This is a genomic window from Paenibacillus sp. PCH8 (genome assembly GCF_002968835.1).
Lineage (GTDB): Bacteria > Bacillota > Bacilli > Paenibacillales > Paenibacillaceae > Paenibacillus.
Genome location: NZ_PKQK01000010.1, coordinates 1 through 23,412, shown reverse-complemented (window position 1 = coordinate 23,412; position 23,412 = coordinate 1). Strand labels below are relative to the sequence as shown.

Annotated in this window: 17 protein-coding genes; 1 reads left to right on the top strand and 16 read right to left on the bottom strand. The window is 46.8% G+C overall.

Annotation, left to right across the window (positions count from 1 at the left end; all coding sequences use genetic code 11):
* Nucleotides 1–11 precede the first annotated feature (11 nt).
* Complete coding sequence (locus C0Q44_RS29145) at nt 12–1,016, bottom strand: phosphotransferase (RefSeq protein WP_105410637.1); 1,005 nt, start codon at nt 1,014–1,016, stop codon at nt 12–14.
* 75 nt (nt 1,017–1,091) lie between these two features.
* Nucleotides 1,092–3,410 (bottom strand): alpha-xylosidase, encoded by a 2,319-nt coding sequence (gene yicI / locus C0Q44_RS29140; RefSeq protein WP_105410636.1) that lies wholly within the window; start codon nt 3,408–3,410, stop codon nt 1,092–1,094.
* A gap of 172 nt (nt 3,411–3,582) precedes the next feature.
* Between yicI and C0Q44_RS29135 the strand changes: the two genes are divergently transcribed.
* The gene (locus C0Q44_RS29135) at nt 3,583–4,497 is read left to right on the top strand and encodes an AraC family transcriptional regulator (protein WP_105410635.1); all 915 of its coding nucleotides are present in this window, start codon (nt 3,583–3,585) and stop codon (nt 4,495–4,497) included.
* A 110-nt stretch (nt 4,498–4,607) separates the two neighbouring features.
* Here C0Q44_RS29135 and C0Q44_RS29130 read toward each other — a convergent pair whose 3' ends face one another.
* The 14 genes from C0Q44_RS29130 to C0Q44_RS29065 form a co-directional block, all read right to left on the bottom strand.
* Nucleotides 4,608–5,528 carry a hypothetical protein gene (locus tag C0Q44_RS29130; RefSeq protein WP_105410634.1) on the bottom strand — a complete coding sequence of 307 codons (921 nt, stop codon included), beginning with the start codon at nt 5,526–5,528 and terminating at the stop codon, nt 4,608–4,610.
* A 384-nt stretch (nt 5,529–5,912) separates the two neighbouring features.
* Entirely contained in the window at nt 5,913–7,772 is a 1,860-nt protein-coding gene (gene ade / locus C0Q44_RS29125) for an adenine deaminase (protein ID WP_105410633.1), read from the bottom strand.
* Between the two features lie 312 nt (nt 7,773–8,084).
* A complete protein-coding gene (gene helD / locus C0Q44_RS29120; RefSeq protein ID WP_105410632.1) occupies nt 8,085–10,460 on the bottom strand; it encodes an RNA polymerase recycling motor HelD in 2,376 nt (791 codons plus the stop codon).
* Nucleotides 10,457–10,663 (bottom strand): hypothetical protein, encoded by a 207-nt coding sequence (locus tag C0Q44_RS29115; protein WP_105410631.1) that lies wholly within the window; start codon nt 10,661–10,663, stop codon nt 10,457–10,459. Before C0Q44_RS29115 ends, helD begins: the two co-directional genes overlap by 4 nt.
* 47 nt (nt 10,664–10,710) lie before the next feature.
* Entirely contained in the window at nt 10,711–11,172 is a 462-nt protein-coding gene (locus C0Q44_RS29110) for a hypothetical protein (RefSeq protein WP_105410630.1), read from the bottom strand.
* A 127-nt stretch (nt 11,173–11,299) separates the two neighbouring features.
* Nucleotides 11,300–12,367, bottom strand: a complete 1,068-nt coding sequence (locus C0Q44_RS29105) for an FUSC family protein (RefSeq protein WP_105410629.1) — start codon at nt 12,365–12,367, stop codon at nt 11,300–11,302.
* A gap of 344 nt (nt 12,368–12,711) precedes the next feature.
* Complete coding sequence (locus C0Q44_RS29100) at nt 12,712–13,437, bottom strand: HD domain-containing protein (protein ID WP_258166620.1); 726 nt, start codon at nt 13,435–13,437, stop codon at nt 12,712–12,714.
* 2 nt (nt 13,438–13,439) lie between these two features.
* The gene (locus C0Q44_RS29095; RefSeq protein WP_105410628.1) at nt 13,440–14,879 is read right to left on the bottom strand and encodes an NAD-dependent malic enzyme; all 1,440 of its coding nucleotides are present in this window, start codon (nt 14,877–14,879) and stop codon (nt 13,440–13,442) included.
* 221 nt (nt 14,880–15,100) lie between these two features.
* Nucleotides 15,101–17,173, bottom strand: coding sequence for a beta-galactosidase (locus C0Q44_RS29090; RefSeq protein WP_105410627.1), 2,073 nt, complete (start codon nt 17,171–17,173; stop codon nt 15,101–15,103).
* A gap of 96 nt (nt 17,174–17,269) precedes the next feature.
* Nucleotides 17,270–18,355, bottom strand: coding sequence for a glycoside hydrolase family 53 protein (locus tag C0Q44_RS29085; protein ID WP_105410626.1), 1,086 nt, complete (start codon nt 18,353–18,355; stop codon nt 17,270–17,272).
* A gap of 34 nt (nt 18,356–18,389) precedes the next feature.
* Nucleotides 18,390–19,268 (bottom strand): carbohydrate ABC transporter permease, encoded by an 879-nt coding sequence (locus C0Q44_RS29080; protein ID WP_105410625.1) that lies wholly within the window; start codon nt 19,266–19,268, stop codon nt 18,390–18,392.
* Between the two features lie 29 nt (nt 19,269–19,297).
* The gene (locus tag C0Q44_RS29075; protein WP_105410624.1) at nt 19,298–20,188 is read right to left on the bottom strand and encodes an ABC transporter permease; all 891 of its coding nucleotides are present in this window, start codon (nt 20,186–20,188) and stop codon (nt 19,298–19,300) included.
* A gap of 189 nt (nt 20,189–20,377) precedes the next feature.
* The gene (locus C0Q44_RS29070; protein WP_105410623.1) at nt 20,378–22,063 is read right to left on the bottom strand and encodes a type 2 periplasmic-binding domain-containing protein; all 1,686 of its coding nucleotides are present in this window, start codon (nt 22,061–22,063) and stop codon (nt 20,378–20,380) included.
* Between the two features lie 123 nt (nt 22,064–22,186).
* The coding region (locus C0Q44_RS29065; protein WP_105410622.1) for a helix-turn-helix transcriptional regulator at nt 22,187–23,412 on the bottom strand (1,226 nt) is incomplete at its 5' end.

The following is a 23,412-nucleotide window of genomic DNA, read 5'->3' as shown; positions in this document are numbered from 1 at the left end:
ATTCAGACATGTCAATTGAGTTGCTTCCATTGCTCCAGCAGATCCAGTGTACGCTGGTGAAACTTCTGTCCCTCTTCAGGTTGGTCGACCTGATGCTCATGCACGTAGGCATTGAAATAGGAAGACAATAACCTGTAGGCTAGCCTGCGTGCCTGTCCTTCAGCAGATGAATCCAGCGAACAGCCATATCCTGTATGAAAATCTGCGGAGTCTGTCGATAATATGGCCTCAAATTCCCTGTCGGCAAACATCGAACGATCCCCATCAATGATGGCCGCAATGTTCAATTCACCTTGTTCTTCACGAACAAGCACATTGGCTTCCCACAGATCATTATGAACAAGGGCCGGAGTCGTCACCTGATCGAATAAATCCCTATTTTGGATGAAAATAGTTATGATCTCTTCCCCTACACCGGGCATATACTCAGCTTGTGCCGCTTTGAGTGCCGTTTCTTCTGCAAAAGCGCGCAACACCTCGGACCAGTGCTCCGAGCCTTTGATCGTACCATCGCTTTGCGGCCAGCCGAATTTAGCACCCTCAATCTGATGCATAATCGCGGTATTCGTGCCAAGTTGATGGTACAATCGCTTTTTCTCTTCTTCTGATATGGAAGGGTCGTCCAGCTGTTTGCTAGGGATAAATTCCATGAACATGTACGTTCTCGGAATGACCGATCCGCTGTTATCACACACCATAATGTTGGGAGCAGGAATACCTGCCTTGCGGTAATATTCATAAACAATCGGTTCGGCCGCCATCATCGTGCGTTCAAATGAAAATAACGGATCGCTTGCAGAACCGGAGAGTGTCTCTACCCGCTCTGGGGCCAAACGCAGTATTACATCTACAATCGGTGCATGTTCAAGCTGAATTCGATACGTCGTATTAAAAAGACCACCTTGTAAAAGTGAGAAATCCTTCACTATGACATCGGTCCCAAAATGAATCTCTACCAGATGATGCAACATCTCTGCTGAAATCGTGCAATGTAAACCCGAATTCATCGTACTCATTTTCACTCATTCTCCTATCGCAATAGACAAACAGACGGCACCTTGCGGTACCGTCTCTTCATCTACTATATCATTTTACAGTTGGATTGTAAGCGAAGTCGCACCTTCAGTTGCCGTCACGACTACACCAGTCGCTCCAGATACCTGGGAACCACCTTCAACCCCGGATACATTTTCAATGCCACGAAGCACGATGTTCCATGGTTTGCCTGCACCTTCAGCACGAACCTCTAGAACCGATCCACTACGTGTAACGTTAACTTTCAGTTCCTGTTCAGCAGCTTGGTTCACAACGACAGCTTGAGTCGTTTGACCCTCAGCCAGTTCGAACAAGTGCAAGGACACATCATTCGCAAAATCATAATCCGGTTTGCTATCCACAGCACCTACAGCGATCAGGCTGTTTGGTTTGATCATCATTGGCAGTGTTTTGAAATCATGGTTCTCACTGATCCAGCGTCCGCCTTGTACTTTCGCTCCTGTCAGATAGTTCGTCCAAGTTCCTTCAGGCAGGTAGTAACGAACATCACCTTCCTTGTTGAAGATTGGAGCTACCAGGATCGAATCACCGAACATGTATTGCGTATCCAGGCTGAATGTTGTTGGGTCCTCTGGGAAATCCAGCAGCATAGCGCGCATCATCGGAATACCTCTTACCGTCGACTCCACCGCAGAATTGTACAGGTACGGCATCAGGCTGATTTTGAGTTTGGTAAAGTCACGAACAATGTCCACGGATTCCTCGTCAAACAACCAAGGCACACGATACGAAGTGCTTCCGTGTAGACGGCTGTGAGAAGATAAAAGTCCGAATTGTACCCAGCGTTTGTATACATCAGGGCTCGCTGTGCTTTCAAAGCCACTGATATCATGGCTCCAGAATCCGAAACCGGAAAGGCCAAGCGACAGGCCGCCACGAAGGGATTCAGCCATCGATTCATATGTGGAAGAACAGTCCCCGCCCCAGTGAACCGGGAACTGTTGGCCCCCTGCTGTTGCAGAGCGTGCAAACAGGGCAGCTTCGTTTTTGCCAATCTTCTCTTCAAGCAATTCAAATACAGCCTTGTTATAGAGCTGTGTATAATAGTTGTGCATTTTAACCGGATCAGAGCCATCGAAATACACGACATCTGTCGGAATTCTTTCCCCAAAGTCTGTCTTGAATGAATCCACACCTTGATCAAGCAAGACTTCCAGCTTACTCTTATACCAATTCACAGCATCCGGATTCGTGAAATCAACCAGAGCCATACCTGCTTGCCACAGATCCCATTGCCATACGCTGCCATCCGCTGTTTTGACCAGATAACCGTTCTCCATACCTTCATCGAACAAGTAGGATTTTTCTGCAATATACGGATTGATCCAAGCGCATATTTTGAGACCTTTGTCTTTCAAACGTGCAAGCATGCCTTCCGGGTCCGGGAACATCGCTTCATCCCACACAAAATCAGACCATTGGTACTCCTTCATCCAGAAGCAGTCAAAATGGAATACAGACAGCGGAAGATCACGTTCAGCCATGCCATCTACGAAATGGTTAACCGTTGCTTCGTCATAATCCGTTGTGAATGATGTTGTCAGCCACAGACCAAACGTCCACGCAGGTGGAAGCGCTGGTTTACCTGTTAATTGTGTATAGTTATCAAGTACATCCTTAGGATTGTCACCGCCGATAATGAAGTATTCCAACGTCTCGCCTTCTACGCTGAACTGCACTTTAGATACATTCTCAGAGGCAATCTCATACGATACGCGTTCAGGATGGTTTACAAATACGCCATATCCTTTATTGGATAAATAGAACGGAATGTTCTTATAGGACTGTTCACTGCTTGTACCGCCGTCCTCATTCCAGGTATCTACGATTTGACCATTCTTAACAAACGGTGTGAAGCGCTCACCGAGTCCGTAAACGTATTCACCAATACCGAGATCCAGCTGCTCGCGGAAGTACGCTTCCTTGCACGGACCTGTAATATAACCTGCCGCTCTTTGACCGCTACCTGTAATCCGTTTTCCTCCATACAGGAAGCTGACGTCCCAACCGTTCGTTTTGTCGATGTGAACTTCCAGATTGCCGCTTTTCAGAACAGCGCCTTGTTCATTTTTGGAGATGTCTACTTTCACATCTTGATGGTTAAGCTCAAATTCAGGCCCTTTTTTCACGCCGCCCTTATGGTGATTCAAGGTTACACGAATAACATTAGGCATAGGTGAGCTGTACGTTGCTTTAAGCAATGTACCGTTCAATGTGTCGCCTTTGGAGCGAATATATTTAGTTGCCGCATATACGGTCAAAGAATCTTCTTTTTGCACAATATCACGAATGTCAGTCGGGTTTTGAACATGGTACCCTTCACGAGTCATCCAGAATCCATCAGTAAATTTCATGTTTTCTTTCCCCCTTCGGTTATACTATAATAATATTGATATTAATAATGAATTTCTTCTCTTATTTTGACCAAATATATCACGATTTTGATATTTAACCCCTAATTTTGGATCAACATCACCAAACCATGGAAACGATTACAATAATAATGTGACAAAAGGAGTAGTTACTATGGAACGTGAACGATTACGGGAGGATCGGATTCACGGCAATGCCATGTATCCCGTCAGTGTGTACCCGGATATTCAACAATTGAATGGCGACATCATTCTGGATTGCCACTGGCATGATGAGATGGAGTTCACCATGGTGACCGAAGGCTGTGCTGTTTTTCAGATTGATATGAACACGGTTGAGGTCAAGGCAGGTGAAGCGATTTTCATCAATCGGGGTGAGATCCATACAGGCTATTTAAAGGGCGACATTCCCTGTGTATTCTCTTCCATTGTGTTTAATCCCGAGCTGCTCGGCAGCCGAACCTTCGATACGGTACAGGAGAAATTCATCGGTCCACTCGTACGCAAAACCGTGATTCCCCCGTTTCATATCAAGGCGGATGAAGGTTGGGGATGTGAGATCCTGGAACATCTGAAGCGTATATTTGCCGATCATGCACGCGGAACAGACACATGTGAGATGTCAACGAAAGCGTACCTGTATCTCATCTTTGCACGTATGTTTGAACATATGAGAACTGCTCCGCAGAGAGGCAGCGTGGCTACCGGAAGCCATGATAAGATCGAACGTTTGAAATCCGTGCTCGGATATATCCACAAGCGTTATCCCGAGCCATTGAAGCTGAAAGAACTGGCCGATGAGGCCAATATGAGCGAAGGGCACTTCTGTCGTTTTTTCAAACAGATGGTGCAGAAAACCCCTGTAGATTATATTAACTATTACCGCGTTCAACAGGCCTGTGTTCAGCTTGAGAATACCGATCACAAAATCGTTGATATCGCCATGGATGTCGGTTTCGAACATCTAAGCTACTTCATTACCACGTTCAAAAAGCATAAAAGTACCACGCCTTCACAGTATCGCAAAATGTTCTACGAGAACGTAGCCATGGAGGCTGCACTGGTATAAACAACAGCAGACTACCCAAACGAACAAACCAGCTCATATAGGTCACATTGGCTCCGTTGGAACTCTCTAGAATGTTGCGACTAGTATTGCACTACAACCTTAACAGTCACTTACTTTTTCAACGTCTTCCATGAGGTGTACTCATGTACCGAGAAACCATTAAAGGATGCATGTGCTGAAGCCATTTTCTCGACCAACTTCAGTTGTGCTTCCATATAAACAGATCCCTCTTCGTAGAACGTAATGAAGTCGCCTTCCTTACTCTGCTTCGTTTCCACGGCTATGGATATTTGTTTACCAAGCAAGGCTGCCTCTACAAGCTCATCCTTCGCTACACTATAGATCGCAGCAGCTGTATCACGGTAAGCCATAATGGTGATGGAGTCGAACTTGCGGATCATCCAGCTGCTAACCGCCATGGTTGATCCTGGAATTTTGTAATTATCCAGCCAGAACGGCAGATCAGCCGCTACAGGCATCTTCATGCGCGCTGCCCGCTCAACAATATAGTTCACATTTCCTTGCCACTGCGTAATGACGCTGGCCTGATTAACTTTCCACTGTGGATGCACATGCGGTTCAATATCCAGATGAATACCCGCAAACTTCTCACTCGACAAAGCCTGATTCTGATACGCTTCGATCCAGTCCAGGAAGGATGCGATCTGTTCCCGACTTTCTGTCAGCCCCCAGGCTGATCTTCCATCCATAACGTCAACCGCAATGTTCTGGACTCTTGCCTGGCGGATAAAGCTTTTATACTCAGGAATCTTCACATCGCGATTCATCTGTAGATAGATCGTATTGATCTTGTTCACTGTCGCGAAATTCAATATGTCCTGTGGATTACTTCTGATCTGGGTTGTATCCCACACCCACGTTGCTCTCACAGGTACATCAAGCTTCCCGTGAATGGTCTCATAACTGTCGACTGAACCATCAGCGATGGCTTTGGAAGAACAGGCTGTACTCGCACACAGGATAAAACAAATGATCAACAAGATAAAACGGTAACCTCTTTTGCTTTTCATATTTGTACACTCCCTCTGAAGTTTTGCAGCTCTGACGTGCTCATCTGGATGAAATCGTGTCGTTTCCTATGCATTTTATAGAGACTTATTGCAATTCGACGAATTCGATTGCTTCTATATGCAATATCATCTTTAAGACTCACGACGAAAGCATCATATAACTTATTTCGGGAATTCATAGTTCTGTATGTATAGTTCAAAAGTCACAAATTTTAATCCGTTTACTATATTCATCTTTCTTTCATTACGACTTGAGTCATTATTTTCATATAAAGTATAAGCTCCAGAAGACCTAGAAAGCGTTTTCTCACAAAATACGAAAAAACCGCCTATAGGCGGCCTTCATATAACCCGATTTATTTATCCTCTGATAAGAGTTTCAGTTCATTCATTACCAGCTGGAGCACCCGATGCATTGTCAACCGTGTCGTCAAACAAAGACACGAGTTCAATACCTTCTGCCGAGATCCGTACAAGCCCCTTGTCAGACAATCGCAGTTCCGGAATCACAACCAGCGCGAGCAAGGATAGGGTCATGAACGCATTATTTAACGTACACCCTGCAGACTGCAATGCTTCACTGACTGCTGCCGATTGGGCCGCGACCACTTCGAAAGATTCGGTTGACATCAAACCTGCGATTCGTAGCGGAAATTCGGTTACACCCGCTGCCGTTACGACGGCTACCCCGCCCTGCATATCAATTACACGGTTACCGGCTTCCGCCATCAGCGTATCATCGTTACCGATAATTAACAGATTGTGACTATCATGAGCAACCGTCATTGCAATCGCCGCCGGCGAGGTGAATCCGATGCCTCCAACCAGAGCAACTGCCCGATTTCCGGTTTGTTTGTGACGTTCCATTACTGCAATCTTGCAGATTTCTCCTGAGGTGGACACGATCACCTTACCGTTCTGTACTTTAACAGGCAGATGTTTTTCCTTCGTATCCACATGGTTTTCGGTCACATGAATGATTTTGGCACCAATCGTCCCATCTGAAATCGGTGCTGCAAGCTCCAGATCCTCTGGCTGAATATTGGCTTCCAGCTTCACGGTGTTCAGCGCTTCCTCCGGATACGTGAAGCTATCCCAGACCGCCGTCATTTTCCCATTCTCGGCCACCACTTGCCCTGCAGCGATTGTCATGCCCACACGTACATCCGCCAGACGGCCGTCCAGCAGAATAATATCGGCTATATTCCCTGGAATGACTGCACCTATATCACGCGCAACACCGAAACGCTCAGCCGTGTTAAGCGTAGCCATCTGGAAAGCCGTAACCGGCTTCACACCTTGGGAGATCGCCAGACGAACGACAAAGTCCATATGTCCTTCTTTCAGCAGGGATTCGGAGCTTCGGTCATCCGTTACCAGCATCATACGACGTGTATCGAGCCCCAGCTCGGTGCAGGCTTTGATCGTCTCTGCCACATCATGCCATGCCGACCCCTGACGCATCTTCGCGTACATGCCGAGTCGCAGACGTTCCACCACGTCTTCCTTCGTTACACACTCATGATCCCCTGTAACACCACTCGCTGCGTAAGCTGGCAGACGCCAGTCATCTGCTGCCCAAGTGAAATGGCCGTCCGCCACTTTACCCGCCCGCAAGGTCGCCTGTATCTCACCAATCATCGTTTCGTCCCCGTACACGACCCCAGGGAAGTTCATGACTTCACCAAGCCCAATCATGTCCGGACCCCAGGAAAGGGCTTCAGCCACCTCTTCAGGCCCTATATAGGCACCTGTTGTCTCCAACCCTGGATGGGTGGAAGGTACACACGAAGCGACCTGCATATAAGCAGCCATAGGTGTAGTCCGAGCCTCATCCAACATCAGTCTCAGACCTCGGAGTCCAAGCACGTTGGAGATCTCATGCGGGTCAAAGAAACCTCCGGTCGTACCTGACGGCAATACTGCTCTTGCGAACTCGGATACTTTCATCTGTGTGCTCTCAATATGACAGTGTCCATCCAACAAGCCGGGAGCCATATATTTGCCGTCCGCTTCAATAATCCGAGTATGTTCTCCGATGGTGTGGCTTACATCTTTGCCGACATAAGCAATTCGTGCTCCCTGGACTGCTATGGACATTCCTGATAAAATCTCACCGGATATTACATTGACCAGCGTACCGTTCCGAATGACCAAAGTCGCTGGCAAGTCTCCCCGGGCTGTAGCGACCAGATCCGGTACGCAGTCGGCCATTAGCGGCCGTTCAAAAGATAGTTTGTTCATGTTGCTGCCTCCTTTAATAAACGATCCAAAAAAATATATTGTTACGATTATATGAGTCCGAACCTCCTATGTAAAGAAAAATCACATCCATTGTGCAGGAATACAAATTACGTAGCCCTATTTATCCACGGAACCCAATCCTTCGAATACATGTCAGGAATGTTTATTCATACGATCAGCCATGTCTGGAAGCTCATCACGTATACTTCCCTTGCATAACTGATTTCTCTCTATCTTCATGGCTTAATATACAGAAAGACTCCCGTCGCAATACACGGAAGTCTTCTTCATACAGATGAGAGTATGCCATCATCAGTCCACTTGAGCCGCTGATACTTTGCCAAGATCATACCATTCTTCAGACTGGGAGGTAATGAACGGACTCGGTGTTCCAACGCAGTAGACATGTAACAAATGCATCGCCCGGGTACAAGCGGTGTAGAACAGCTTGCGTTCATGCTCTTGAGCATACTGCTCTGCAGAACCGTCATAGATCAGGACAGCATCAAACTCCACACCTTTGGCCAGATACGCAGGAATGACATGAACCCCCTGCTCAAAGGCAAGCGTTGTTTTTTTGATTAACTTAGGTGCTGTGGGTAGTTCCTTACTCAATGCGGCATGTACGTCTCTACTCTCTTCGGCAGTTTTGCAGATGACCGCCACCGATTCATAACCTTCCTCAATGAAATGATTAAGGTCTGCTTTGATAAGCTCCATATGACGCTCACGATCGGAAGAGACAATAATCTTGGGTTTCTCGCCACTACGGTTAAACGGAATGATCTCCTCGCCACCTGGAACCATGCCACGGGTAAACTCCACAATCTCCCGGGTTGAACGATAACTTCTCGTCAGCTCGATGACTTCCGTATTGTCTGGTCCGTACAGGTTAGTCAATGGTCCTGTTCCACTGAGAACAGAAGAATGGGCATAGATCGCCTGATTGAAATCACCGAGTGCTGTTATTTTCGCCCGTGGAAACAATCTCTTCATAAAGGCCAGCTGAAACGCAGAATAATCCTGGGCCTCATCAATAATGACATGACGGATATTGGAGTTAATACGGAATCCAAGCAGAAGCTCGCGCAGGTACAAGTATGGCGTAATATCTTCATAAGCCAACTCCTGAAGCTTCAACCTGCGTAAAGTCATGTTACAGACTTCTTCCCAATGAGCTGGCAGCGCTTCTTCACCCAGCAGGTTCACCAGTTGAGCCTGATCGTTGAACAAATGCGCGTATAACTGTCGTACATCGACAAATCGCAAGGACTTGATCCATTTGCGCAACGGTTTAAGCCGATCACTGACAACCATTCGAGCCAGAATTTCTCTTTCCTGCTCGAAGTCATTGAAGGTATGGGTCTTTCCTTTTTGCTTGCGCTTCAACCGCTGATAAGCACGTTGCAGATCCTCCGGCTCCATCAGATCAAGCTGCTGATCGACCCAAGACGCATCCAGTTCACCTTTACCAAAGGCCGACAGTTCTTTCAGCATCCAGTCTCGCAACAACTCCAGTCGGCTCACCAGCTTGACGGATGACTCGAAACTGTAGAATTTCTCAGCTATGGCTTCAGCCGTTACAACAGCCCGACCCTGGAAGCGAACCGGCTTGAATTTCATACCACCTGAGAGCATGCTTTCCTTATAACCCGTAATGACCTTCAGGAAAGATTCCGACGACTTGAATTGAATGCCAGACATGCGTGCATCGTAATCGGGATCTTCCGTGCCCGTAAGCACATATTCGAGCTGAATGAATGGATCTTCCAGCTGATATTCACGACCCAGACGGCGTTCCAGATATTCCTGGAAGGTCGTTTGCAGCATGTTTTCCTCCCCAAGCTCAGGCAATACCGTGGAGACATAACTGTTAAACATCGGATTTGGCGAAAAAAGAACCATCTGATCCGCTTGCAGATGCTCGCGGTATTTGTAGAGAAGATACGCCACGCGCTGGAGCGCCGCGGATGTTTTGCCACTGCCCGCTGCGCCTTGCACGATGAGCATGCGTGTCCGGTCATTACGAATAATCCGGTTCTGTTCCTTCTGAATGGTCGCTACAATACTTTTCATCTGTGCATCCGACGTTCGACTGAGCACAGCCTGCAACAACTCATCACCAATGGTTACCCCTGTGTCAAACATAAATCGGATCTTTCCATCCCGAATGACAAACTGCCGCTTCATCTCGATATCGCCGCTGATTTCTCCACTTGGTGTATGATACGTGATTGGACCTGGTGCGCCATCGTAATACAAGTTAGAGATTGGCGCACGCCAGTCATAGACCAGAAACGATTCCTCCTGCTCATCCAGCAACGATGCAATGCCCAGGTAAATACGTTCAGCATCCGGGTATCCGTCTTCCTTGAAGTCAATGCGGCCAAAGTACGGTGAATGATGCAGTCGTTTCATTTTGTCCAACGCAGCCGTTGTATTGATATGGCTGCGCTCCCGATCGGACAGTACCTGTGACTGCTGCCTCATGCTGGTTGATGTCTCTCCGACATCGTCTGCTTCGCTGAAGTTCATCGTAACTTCGTCCCAAAAATCTTTTCTCATCCCAACCACTTCGTCGCGGAAAGAACCTTCTTCTTCTTCAAGGGTGGAGATTTTGCGTTCAATCTGATCCGTTACGGTGTTAACCCGCTGTTGTTCCGTGCTCCACTGCTGCTCTGTACTCATATGTTAATAGCCCCTCTTTCCCCGGATTGTGTCCTCAAAATCCCATTTGACAAGCCCGAAAAGGTAATGGTATAATTATTAGAAAGGAAACATTTTGATTTTATGTTAATTAGTTCTAATTTCTGAAAACCATTTTTAATTTTACCAGTGACAGCGTCCCGATGCAAGCGGAGGCGTTTTTTGTTGTTTTCTTTCTTCATCATTATTACCCAACCCACCTATTGCTCAACGGAGTAAGCCACTGATGTTTCTACTTTCGTAATTCTTCAATGGTCTCTTTCCAGCGTGTAATTGCCTCAAGTTCATCTTTTAATTGAAAGGTTATACCTGAAGTGATTTCCGCATATGGCGCGTGATCCACACGTATATGAACCACGTGGGCTTCAAAACGATCTCTCGGATGAACGGCCCCCTTAATCTCGGGCAGCATGCTTACTTCCAGACGGATATGCAGCAGTTGATGTCCATGAACTGCAATCAAGGTAGCCTTACCCGTTTTACTCATGTTCATACTGGTCTGAGTACCTTGCCACAGAGCCAGTCGAAGCTGGTTCGGACTCACGGCAATTACTTCCCCTATACTGATCATCGCCTGATGGGGCCACTGATCCTCACATACAGTCAGTAGTTGCATCGCTTCATGCTGCTTATGTTCCAGATTCATTCCATTCAGCCATTCTATCATTTCAGTATCCAGCTGTTGTATGATCATGATCTCTATCCCTCGGTTCATTAGAATTCGGTCGGGCGTTAAGTATGCCAAACAACCCGGACGCGGTCGTCCGGGTTATGTTGTAATTCCATTGTATATGATCTTGAAGCGGCTGTGCAATTTGTTCTTACGGCCACTTGAGCCAATTCAGAATTTTGTCCTGTGACTCTTTGTCTTCACTGGAGCTGTGCACATGTTCGGCAAGTCGATTCAAACGTTCCAGCTGATATCCGTAATCATAGATCGCAGCAGCTACGATCGATAATCTCAACATCCCGTCCTTGTCGATATCAAACTCAGTGATCGCCTGCTCCATGAAACGATCATTATTCAATATAAATTGTGCAGCCTCTTCCCCGTTCGGCTTCAGCTTATCTTCAAACTTGAGCAGTGCATGCTCATGGAATTTGATAACCAGTTCCAGATGGGAGTCAAAAAACTGATCCATAGCCGGTGTCCTCGGTGCCTGAAAATAGTGGCGTTCTACCGAATCCAGCACCTCGTATCCTTTTTGAAGACTCAGCAGCATCTGTTTGTAGACAACCATCTGCCTGGTCTCGCTGAATTTCGCACGTTTCATCTTCTTCTGTTCCTCTTCGAACAGATTATACTTATCGGACAGTGACTTAATGGAGCCGCCCAGATTGCTTTTCTCATCCCGGAATACGACTTCCTTGATCTCATCCGAGATCGAGGTTCGCAGAAGCAATGACATACCGCTGAATACACTCTGAATTTGCTTCACGAACTGCAGCTTAGGTTTCGGAGGAAATACCGTAATGTTGATGAGAAACGCCGATACAATACCAACAAGTGTCAGCAAAAAACGATTTAATGCAAAATGCCAGTCACCCGAGGCTTCCATTATAGATACGACCGTGACCAGTGTGAGTCCAACCGTCTCACCCATATTCAATTTAAGACAAATCATAATGACGAGCACAATAATTAATCCAACCGCGATCGGTTCATTGGATAACACCATGCCCCCTACCAGAGCCACAATGGCCCCGAGCGTGGTCGTTTGCAGCTGATCCAGGAAGTACTTCCAGGAACGGTAGATGGAAGGCTGCATGGCAAATATAGCCGCAATTGCGGCGGGCACGGGAGATTGCGGGTTCAAGAACAGGCTGCTAAGGTACAGGGCAAGCGTGACCGCGATCCCCGTCTTAAGTACACGTGCACCAAATGACATGGTGAACCCTCCTCTTTACCGAACCTGATTTTTTAAGCTTGATGATCATGTTCATGATTACCCCATATTTCTTTTTTTGCCTGAATTCGTTCAGTAGAACGATTTATTGTACCATGGACACTCTTCCGTTGCCATGTCATTCGTCCAAAAATAAACAAGTGTACATTAGAGTGCACAACAAAAACCCACACCAATCCGATTTATGTATGTTCATACACATTATTAACCGAAAAAGAAGAAAATCTTCAAAATGGATTTACGCCACTTCAAAGATTCGCCTCTGTTACTTATTATACCTCTGTGTAATCGTCATTCTGTTAAATCATCCCGCTTATCCTGCCTGTCTAACGATCCGTGCCTTCCCATTCCTTCTTGAACTGGTTCACGAACTGCACCATATAATCATGACGTTGCTCCGCCAGTTCCTTGGCGTAGGACGTATTCATCAGATCCTTGAGCTTGAACAGCTTTTCGTAAAAATGATTAATCGTTGTGCTGCGCCCATTGCGATATTCCTCACGGGTCATCTGCTCCCGTGGGGCAAGGGATGGATCATACATCTCGCGCCCCCTTGCTCCAGCAAATGCAAAGGTCCGCGCGATTCCAATGGCCCCCAATGCATCGAGACGATCTGCATCCTGTACAACCTGCGCTTCCAGCGAGCTGACCGCAGCACGCTGCCCTCCCGCATACGAGATTGCGCTGATAATACCCACAACCGCAGCACGCGTATCAGGAGCAAGCGGCTGGGTATCCAGCCAGGCATTCAGTTTCGCCATCCCGGCTTCCAGGCTTTCATTCAGCTTCTCATCCGGTACATCATGTAATAATGCAGCGAGTTCACAGACCAATGGATCTGCACCCATTCGATGAGCGAGTTCAACCGCAAGTGCAGTTACCCGTTCGATATGCGGCCAGTCATGTCCATCGGTGTGTTGGGATGAATCTCCTTGAACAAAGGAACGCGCAGCACGCAGGATGGCCTCTCCCACAGACGTGCCATCCACTGGTCTCGAATGACTTGAATGTGCTGCATCGCCGTTTGCTGCATCTGGTGAGTAATCCACCATAATTATGATTCCCCGCCTTCACGAGCCTGTTCACGCGGTATTCGTCTCGCCACACCCGTCTTGACCGCTGCTTCGATGACGCGGCTGCGCATCGATTTGACGATTTTGTCATTGAATACACTTGGAATAATATAATACCGTGCACGTTCTTCATCCGAAATAGCCGAAGCAATCGCTTGGGCTGCAGCAAGCTTCATCTCTTCATTAATTTCAGTTGCCCGGCAATCCAGAACAGCTCTGAACATACCCGGGAAGCATAACACGTTATTGATCTGATTCGGATAATCGGATCGACCTGTCGCCATGACTGCCACGATATCTTCCACCTCAGCTGGCATAATCTCGGGTACCGGATTTGCCATGGCAAACACAATTGGGTCTTCCGCCATCGTCTGCACGTCCTCCCGGGTTAACAGATTCCCGCGTGACAAGCCAATAAACACATCGGCTCCACGAATGACATCACGCAATGAACCAATCTCCAGTTCCGGGTTGGTACGAGCTGCATATTCACTCCAAACTTCATTCTCATAGGTGTTTGTGCGTACAATCGCACCCTCTCGATCGACACCAATAAGACGACTGGCTCCCGCAGACAATAAGATATTACTGCAGGCTACACCTGCTGCACCAATACCACAGACCACGATCTTCACATCCTCAATCGACTTGCCTACCAATTTGAGCGCATTGATCAGACCCGCATATAACACTACCGCCGTACCATGCTGGTCATCATGAAATACCGGAATATCCAATTCCTCGTTTAGACGACGTTCAATCTCGAAGCAGCGCGGTGACGAAATATCCTCCAGATTAATGCCGCCAAAAGCAGGTGATATCGCTTTCACAGTTCGAATGATCTCTTCGGTATCCTGAGTATCCAGACAGATCGGGAAGGCATCCACGCCTGCAAACTGCTTGAATAACATCGCCTTACCTTCCATGACTGGCATCGCTGCACGGGGACCTATATTGCCCAGTCCGAGCACCGCACTGCCATCCGACACTACAGCTACCGTGTTCCGCTTAATGGTCAGCGAGAATGCCTTACTTGGCTCATCCGCAATGGCTGAGCATACCCGAGCCACATCCGGGGTGTATACACGTGACAGATCTTCCCGATTCTGAATCGGGGTCTTCGGCGTTACTTCGATCTTGCCGCCCAAATGCAGCAGGAACGTTCGATCTGATACGTTAATGATGGATACACCTTTGAGTTGGCGTACGCCTTCTATAATTTTGCTGTTATCCTGTGCATCTGTTACCGCGACGGTTAAGTCGCGCACACTGACATCCTGATTGGTCGAAATGACGTCAATGGCAATGATGTCTCCACCAGCTTCCGAGATGGCTGATGCCACTTCGCCAAACTTGATATCTTTTGTTGTCATTTCCAGCCGAATAATAATGCTGTTGCCGTCCAGATTTCTCTGATTCATTTCAATTCCTCCCAGACTGTTAGTCTTGAGTTTATGTTACCTGTTTGTCTTCGCTGCACGGACACGTTTATCCTTTATCTTGTCCAGAAAAAGTACTTTAGCAGGCAAATAGCAAAATAAAAAGATTGCCCGAACACCTCATTAGAAGGCATCCAGACAATCTTTTCATGATTTCTATTATTTTCATAAAATCAGCGATAGAATCGCATCCATCTTCGACGTTATTTCCGATCTACCGGTCTACGCAGGACACGAATGTCATATGGCTGCAAGGTGATCGTGGCTTCCACAGCGTCACCGCTCAGCAGATCGGTATAGGACTGTGCATCTAATGTCACTAGCTTCTCATCCGGTGTGTAGTTCTGCACAAAGACATAATCATCCGCCCCATCTGTACGCGTGTGTGCCGTTGTACCCGCAGGGAGATCGGTTTCAAGTCCACGTTCAATGTTCAGGTCAGCAATTAACTGACCATAGAAATCATCATAGAACGGCGCTTTCAGACGTGTTGCCACGTAATATGCTTTCCCTGAACCGAGCTCATTAACTGTCAATGCAGGACGTCCGACATAGAAGTCAGAACGATACGTTGCCAGGGATTTGGCACCTTCCAGATGAATCAGATCACACAGCTCAATCGCATCATATGCTGCATTCAGCTGAAGCTCATTACCCTTCTCCGGGATAATTCCATTCAGATCCCGGTCATGCAATCCATCGATTTCCTCAGACCAGATACCCAGCGTTTTGCGGAGTGGGCCCGGGAAACCACCAAGGAAGCACAGATCGTTCTCGTTTACAATACCGGACCAATAGGTCGCTACAAATGTACCGCCTTGTTCCACAAACTTCTCGATGCGCTCCCCTACGCCTTCGCGAACCAGGTAGAGCATTGGAGCGATAAGCAGCTTGTACTTGGATAGATCTGCATCCATATCAATGACGTCAACAGCTACGCCCTTTTTCCAGAACGCTTCGTAATGGTCTTCCACTGTCTCTTCATACTTCACGCCGATATTTCGCGGACCTTGTGAATCATTCACAGCCCAGCGATTTTCCCAATCGAAGATGATGGCGACTTCTGCTGGAACTGCTGTTCCCACGATGGCTTCCATGCCTTCAAGAGCCGTACCCACGTCAGTTACATCCTGAAATACACGGGTATGTTCCGTTCCAACGTGGTCAACTACTGCGCCATGGAGTTTCTCACTGGAACCACGGCTTTTTCTCCATTGGAAGTACTGTACACTGTCGGAACCGTGTGCGACCGCCTGGAGAGAAGAGAGCAGATGCATACCAGGCTTTTTCAGCTTGCTAACCTCTTGCCAATTGGTTGAACTTGGTGTGCTCTCCATGAGAAGGAAAGGTTGTCCACCTTTAATAGAACGAACGATATCATGCATCATCGCAATCCGCGATGCCTGTTTCCCATCGTCTTCAGCATCATGCCAAGTCGGATAACTATCCCATGAGAGGAAATCCAGAATATCAGCGAACTTCCAATAGTTCAGGCCGCCGTAGAACTCCATCAGGTTGGTAGTGACAGGCAGATCCGGGTTTTGAGCTTTCAATGGTTTCGTTTCATGTACGATAAAATCAGCTGTCTGATCGGTAACAAAGCGGCGCCAATCCAGATTCATCGCGTGTACTTGTGTTTCACCATGCGGAGCCGGTGACTCCACTTGACTCCAGTCTGTAACGGTATGACTCCAGAATGTAGTCCACCATGAGTGGTTCAGTTCATCAAGTGTCTTATACTTGTTCTGAACCCAGCTGCGGAAAGCTTCCTGACAGTAATCACAATGACAGTCCCCACCGAACTCATTGGAGATATGCCAGCCGATGACAGCCGGATGATCCGAATAACGTTCTGCCAGTTTGGTATTGATCTCTGTAACCTTCTCACGGTATACCGGGGAAGTGTAGCAATGGTTGTGACGGAAACCATGCAGATTACGAACACGCTTCTCGGAGACACGGAGTACTTCCGGGTACTTGGCAGACATCCAGGCAGGTCTCGCCCCACTTGGTGTAGCTAGGAATGCGTAAATGCCATTGGCAGCAAAACGATCCAACACTTGATCCAGCCATTCAAACGTATACACGCCCTCTTCCGGTTCAAGTGATACCCAAGAGAAGATACCGATAGACATGACGTTACACTTGGCAAGCTTCATCAAACGAATATCTTCTTCCAGAATTTCAGGATAACGGAGCCACTGCTCCGGGTTATAGTCTGCGCCATGCAACATATGCGGGGCTTTGGAACTTACGGGTGGAAATTTGTATGTCATACGAACAACTCCCTTGATTATTAAATCAATGCTTTTATTATTATATATACGATACACAACACTTCACATACGGTACGCGATAGCTATTACGCGTGATTATACACATGTCTCGGCAGTTAGTTGTTTCGAAGCAGCTAGTGCTGTAAACGATTCCAACTTACGACCTTTGAAATCAAACATGGTAAGGTTGCCCCAGTTATTCGGATGTCCGACGGACCATTCATCCTTACTCGGAATCCAGGCAGGTTCCCAATAATAGAACCCGTGCCCCAAACCACCAGGAACTTCGCGAATAATCTGCAACAGGTCCTTCAGGTATTTGGTCTGACCTTCTACACTGGCAGGGTATCCAGGCAATAACTGTTCTTCCTCGTTCATAATCCATTCGATGCCTTCCGGTTGTTCCAGCGTCCACGGATAAGCGGTTTCAACGACATTAATCGGTTTGCCATAACGCTCAGCCAGGTCGTTCAGATTATCACGCAACGCTTCGAGCGTTCCATGCCACCAAGGATAGTACGAGAGGCCAATGATATCAAATTCCACACCCAGTGCTTCAAAGCGATCATAGAACTTGCGGCTCTCTGCGTTGTCTCCACCACGATCAATATGGATCATGATCTGGATAGAGGGGTCAACCGATTTGACCGCAGCGATGCCATACTTCACAAGCCCTGCAAAACGCTCCCACTGTTCATCTGTATCATGCTCTTCCCCACCGACACGTCCCTCATCCCATAACATGCCTGGCGTAATTTCATTACCAACCTGCACCATGTCTGGAAGAGCATCATGTTCTTTCAACATCCTCAGTACATCCGCAGTATACATGCATACAGCACGTTGAAGCTCCTCATAGGAGAGGTTTTCCCATGCCTTGGGTTTCCACTGATTAGCCGGATCAGCCCACCGATCCGAATAATGAAAATCAAGCAGGAACTGTAGTCCCAGTGCCTTGATTCGTTTCGCTATCTCTAGCGTTCGCTCCAGATTACAGAATCCGCCTACAGGATCATTCCAGATTCGAAGCCGTATAGCATTAGCATCATTGAACTTCAGGATGGACAGTAAGTCTTGTTCCTTACCGTCCATATCACTGTAACTCCCACCGTGCTGTTCGATCTCATCCATAAAAGATACATCCATTCCCAGGATAAGTGAATTTTCATTTAAGTTGTTCACTGTATCAACCTCCATTCAATTTCTGAATTCAGGCTCAGCCTTTAACTGAGCCCAGTGTCATTCCTTTGACAAAGAAACGTTGCAGGAAAGGGTACACAATCAGGATTGGTGCACTCCCGATGAAGATCTGAGCTGCTCTTACCGTGGTTTGAGAGAGAGCTTCCATTTCTTTAGGATTCATGCTCATGCTACTCATGTCACGTCCAATAATGACCGTTTGCATAAATGTTGCAAGTGGGTAATCCTTGGCATTATTCATATAGAGCAATCCATCAAACCAGGAATTCCAGTGAAACACCATGCTGAACAGCGCAATCGTTGCAATCGACGGCATGGAGATCGGCAGGAAGATACTAAACAACGTTCTGAAATGATTAGCTCCGTCCATCAGTGCCGCCTCCTCCAGCTCTTTCGGAATGCCGCGGAAGAAGTTCAACATCAGGATGACAAGGAATGTGTTCACTGCGCCTGGAAGCACCAGCACCCAGAAGGAATCCATCAACCCGATTTTCTGAATAACCATATAGAACGGAACGAGTCCTCCATTAAAAATCATGCTGAACACGAAAATCCAGGAGTAGATCGTTCTTCCTTTGAACTCACTGTTTTCTTTGGACAACGGATACGCCGCGAGGAAAGTAATCAGTAATGTAACTGCTGTACCGATTACAGTCCGCATCACTGAAATCAGGAGTGAATTCAGGAAAATCGGATTATTCATCGTTTTTTTGTATGCTTCCAGAGAGAAGCCTACGGGCCAGAGATTAACCAGATTGGCATCGGCAGCCGCCTTCGTACTAAAGGATACCGCCAGTACATGAATCATCGGGACGATACACATAATGGCAACCAAGATCAGAAAGCAGGTATTGACTATATTAAACACGCGGTAAGGCAAGGATTTATGATACATCGTGGTCCCTTCTTTCTCTGTTCATTCGATTAGAATATGCGGTATCCTGCATATTTTTTGGCTAAGCTGTACGATACGAGAATCAAAATCATACTAATGACTGATTTGAACAATCCGATCGCTGTAGCGAAGCCCATCTCACCATTTTGCATCGCAGAACGATATACGAATGTATCGATGATATCACCTGTCTGATATACAAGCGGATTGTACAGGTTGAAAATCTGATCAAATCCAGCGTTGAGCACATTTCCAAGCGCCAGTGTTCCAACAACCATCAGCATCGGTACAAGCGAAGGAATCGTAATGTGCAAGGTTTGTTTCCAGCGTCCTGCTCCGTCAATTTCTGCTGCTTCGTACAACGCCGGATTAATCCCGGCAAGGGCAGCCAGAAAGACGATCATGTTATAGCCGAATTCCTTCCACACATCGGTTAGAATGACCGTAGATCGGAACCAACTGTTGTCCCCAAGGAAAAAGTATGGCCCCAGTCCCAAGCTTCCCAGTACCCGGTTAACCAAGCCGCCGGTTGACAACAGGTCTATCAGAATTCCGCCCAGAATAACCCAAGACAAGAAGTGAGGTAAATAGACAAGGGTCTGAATGGTTCGCTGTATAGCCATCTTGCGAACCTCATTCAAAAGAATGGCAAAAACAAATGGAACAAATAAGTTAAAGATCAGTTTAAGTACAGCAATGATCAACGTATTCCAGATGACCTGTAAGCTGTCTTCACGTTCAAACAAATATCTAAAGTTATCCAGCCCGACCCATTCAGAGCCGCTAATCCCAAGCCATGGCTTGTAATTCTGAAATGCCATAATGATTCCGCCCATAGGTACATAACTGAAGATAATCAGAAAGATAATGGCTGGCAAAAGCATAACGTGGAATGGCCAATTTCGTTTCAAAGTTCTCATGATTGCTCCCCCTGTATTTCTTCCTACTCAAGCACTCTTGAGTGGCTTATAATGCGATTATATCAGCCTTTTACGGGGTTCAAACAGCGCATAAAAGCAATATAAATGGCACAATATCAACCACTTTTCTTCAGTCTGATTAAACAAAAAAAAGCACGCAGATCCGTATCGTCTGCGCGCTGCTTAAAACTATTTTTTCACACCGTCATACCATGCGTTGACCTCTTGCGTGATCTGGTCACCGCCACCCGATTTCCACGTTTGTACAAATGTATCAAACGCATCAACCGGGTTTTTGCCATAGATAATTTCATTAAATGCTTGATTCTCAATTTTGTTCAAATAGTCCAGCTTGGATTTCATTGTTGCTGTTGTTGGACCTGTGAACATGTTTTTGAAGGAAATTGCTTCTTGACTTAGCAATACTTTGGCTGCTGCAGGAGTCTCTTTACCGTAGTTGACAGCCACATCCTTCTCAAGCTTCGTTTCAGGCTCTTTGCCATCAGCCAGATTCAGAAGTGCCTTCATCTGTGCATCTGGAATACGAGCACCATCACGAACAAGCAAATAACGTACTACGTTCACGTATCCGCCTTCAATATCGTCAATCGGCATTTGTTTCCCATTTGCGTCCAATTGATAATCATATTTCTCGAACAAACCATTATCATACTGACTACCCGGAGCCGGGTCTGCATAATTATCGAACAGGTAGTTCTGATACGTAAAGAATGCTTCAGGATGTTCCATATCCTTCTTAATCAGGATGACACCGTTAACAAAAGATGTTCCATGACGCATCGCTTTGCCTTCCGGACCAGATGGAATTTCAATCGGTTTCCATACGGCACTTGGTACATTTTTTGCAGTATCCAGAAGCGGCCATCCGCTCATCCAGTAAGGTCCCGGAATAATGCCGGCTGTGCCTGCAACTGCTGGCTCTGCTGTTTTGTTCTCATCCCATAGCGCTGCTTCCTGCGGGATATAACCTTTTTTGAGCCATTCGCTCAATTTGGTCAAACCTTGCTTCATACCGGGATTGATGGAACCATATTCGAGCTTGCCATCCGCAGCCAGATTCCACTGGAACGGCAACGTTCCGTATGCTCCGAAGATCCAGGATGGATCTCCCATCCATGTGTTCATGGATGTTTTGAAACCAATGCTAAGTGGGATAACTTTATCCGGAGCTAAACCATCTGGGTTTTGGTTTTTGAATGCATCCATCACCGTTTCGAGTTCATCGATCGTTTTTGGAGCTTCCAACTTCAGCTTATCCAGCCAGTCCTGGCGAATCCACAACAGGTAATCATTGTTGTATGCATAGTCCAGAACAGGGATACCCATTCTTTTGCCATCACGACTATACTGGTTCCATACGTTGGAATCCTGCTCCATCGCTTTTTTCCATGTGTCCGAAGCATATTTGTCGAACATTGGACCCACTTCCTGATACATTCCAGAATCAATCAAATCTTGGGCAAGCAGATTATCACCCACGGTTACAATATCAGGCATATCTTGACCAGATGACATAGCGAGGCGAAGTTTGGTTGCAAAGGCCCCATTCGTATCGGTTACCGACCATAGTGAATTGATATTGATGCCGAATTGATCCTTGGCCCACTTGGTTGCTACGTTATTTTCCATCGATTCGCCATTTTTAAACTTCAGCTCAGGGTCAATTCCCCATGCAGTAGAAATGGTGACTTCCGGATCATACTTTTCTTTGTATTCGTTTTGGGCTCCAGATGCGCTTGGTGTTTCACTATCTCCGCTCCCACTACCTCCTGAACAGCCTGCAAGAACGACAGTCAGACATAGTGTTGTAGCGAGAAGCGACAAAAATCTCTTTTTCGTTGATTGCGCTCTCATGTTGTTCCCCCTTAAATCGTTTTGGTTACCCTTTCATTATAGGCTGACCAGGCCTTTGAGCCTATGATACGAAATCAAGATTTCTGCACCTTTGCCAACCTATATTCTGGGATGTTGTCTTAATTATGCCTGATCCCGAAATTCATTCGGTGTCATGCCATAATGTTTTTTGAACATTTTGCTGAAATATTGCGGATTTTGATAGCCGAGTTCACTCGTAATCTCGTATATTTTTTTGTTGCTATTCTTGAGTAGATACAGCGCACGTTCCATCCGCATACGAATCATATAATCACCCAGGCCTTCCCCGGTTTCAGCCTTGTAGATTTTCGACAGATATACCGGGTGCAAATACACCTTATCGGCAATCATTTTCACCGACAAATCCTGTCCTGTATCTCTTGTCACCAGTTCCTGAACCTGCTTGATCACATGTCTTCGGCTCTGCACACCTCCCTGGTCTGACAACTCCTCCTGCAGCTTCGCCAGCATCTCTGTGGCCCAGCGCCGCAACTTCTCGGGAGATTGAATCAATTGATGCGCAAGATGCAGATCGAATCCCGCATGATCGATCTCATGCACCAGATGACCCTGCTTATGAGCGATATACATGAATGCATTGGTTACAGACAGATACATCTCATACATGTGTTCCCTGGACAACCGTACCTGTTCTGCGGCATCAAAGACCGTGTTCAGCTTGCGTGCTGCCGCTTCCCACTGTTTGGTCTCCAGCAATTGTGGCAGAACAGGCGGTTTATACAGTTCTTCGAGCGCCTGCGTTGCATCATTTTCCGGTCGTTTGCTGAGTGTCTTATCCATGTCCATATATATGATCTTGTGTTCTTCCGGTCCGGACAAGACAAGTGACCCCAGAGTTCTTCGATAAGCTGTCGTCAGCTCACTAAAAGGAAATGATGGTGTAACCACCATGGATAGATCTCCTTGCAAATATCGAATGACATGTTCACGAAAAGTTTCAGCAGAGATTCTCAACTTCTCCAGACTCATCTGGGAAGCCTCAATCGTTCCCTGATTCTGCAAAAACATAACCAGACACTCATGAGGGCCGCGACCAAACCACACGTTGAATTGCTCTCCAAGCACTTCCTCTGCAATATTCCCTACTGCAAAATCCATCAGATCCAGAGACTGCTGGTCCATTGACGAAAAACGTCCTGTTAAGTGAATCAGCATCATGACGGCCGATTGTTCCGGATCAAGATGAATCTCATATTGTTGCAATTGTTCACGAAGTGCCCGCACCGTTATCTCACGCCCCAGGAGTAGATCATGCATGAGGTTTTCCCGTAAAATTTTATAGTCAGACTTCCGACTGTACAAGAGCC

Bases quoted from the DNA above. Each gene is read 5' to 3' on its own strand.
- C0Q44_RS29075 (WP_105410624.1), bottom strand. From the start codon at position 20,188: ATGAGAACTTTGAAACGAAATTGGCCATTCCACGTTATGCTTTTGCCA.
- yicI (WP_105410636.1), bottom strand. From the start codon at position 3,410: ATGAAATTTACTGATGGATTCTGGATGACTCGTGAAGGGTACCATGTT.
- helD (WP_105410632.1), bottom strand. From the start codon at position 10,460: ATGAGTACAGAGCAGCAGTGGAGCACGGAACAACAGCGGGTTAACACC.
- C0Q44_RS29115 (WP_105410631.1), bottom strand. From the start codon at position 10,663: ATGATGAAGAAAGAAAACAACAAAAAACGCCTCCGCTTGCATCGGGAC.
- C0Q44_RS29070 (WP_105410623.1), bottom strand. From the start codon at position 22,063: ATGAGAGCGCAATCAACGAAAAAGAGATTTTTGTCGCTTCTCGCTACA.
- C0Q44_RS29130 (WP_105410634.1), bottom strand. From the start codon at position 5,528: ATGAAAAGCAAAAGAGGTTACCGTTTTATCTTGTTGATCATTTGTTTT.
- C0Q44_RS29110 (WP_105410630.1), bottom strand. From the start codon at position 11,172: ATGATCATACAACAGCTGGATACTGAAATGATAGAATGGCTGAATGGA.
- C0Q44_RS29100 (WP_258166620.1), bottom strand. From the start codon at position 13,437: ATGGTGGATTACTCACCAGATGCAGCAAACGGCGATGCAGCACATTCA.
- ade (WP_105410633.1), bottom strand. From the start codon at position 7,772: ATGAACAAACTATCTTTTGAACGGCCGCTAATGGCCGACTGCGTACCG.
- C0Q44_RS29090 (WP_105410627.1), bottom strand. From the start codon at position 17,173: ATGACATACAAATTTCCACCCGTAAGTTCCAAAGCCCCGCATATGTTG.
- C0Q44_RS29105 (WP_105410629.1), bottom strand. From the start codon at position 12,367: ATGTCATTTGGTGCACGTGTACTTAAGACGGGGATCGCGGTCACGCTT.
- C0Q44_RS29095 (WP_105410628.1), bottom strand. From the start codon at position 14,879: ATGAATCAGAGAAATCTGGACGGCAACAGCATTATTATTCGGCTGGAA.
- C0Q44_RS29080 (WP_105410625.1), bottom strand. From the start codon at position 19,268: ATGTATCATAAATCCTTGCCTTACCGCGTGTTTAATATAGTCAATACC.
- C0Q44_RS29135 (WP_105410635.1), top strand. From the start codon at position 3,583: ATGGAACGTGAACGATTACGGGAGGATCGGATTCACGGCAATGCCATG.
- C0Q44_RS29145 (WP_105410637.1), bottom strand. From the start codon at position 1,016: ATGAGTACGATGAATTCGGGTTTACATTGCACGATTTCAGCAGAGATG.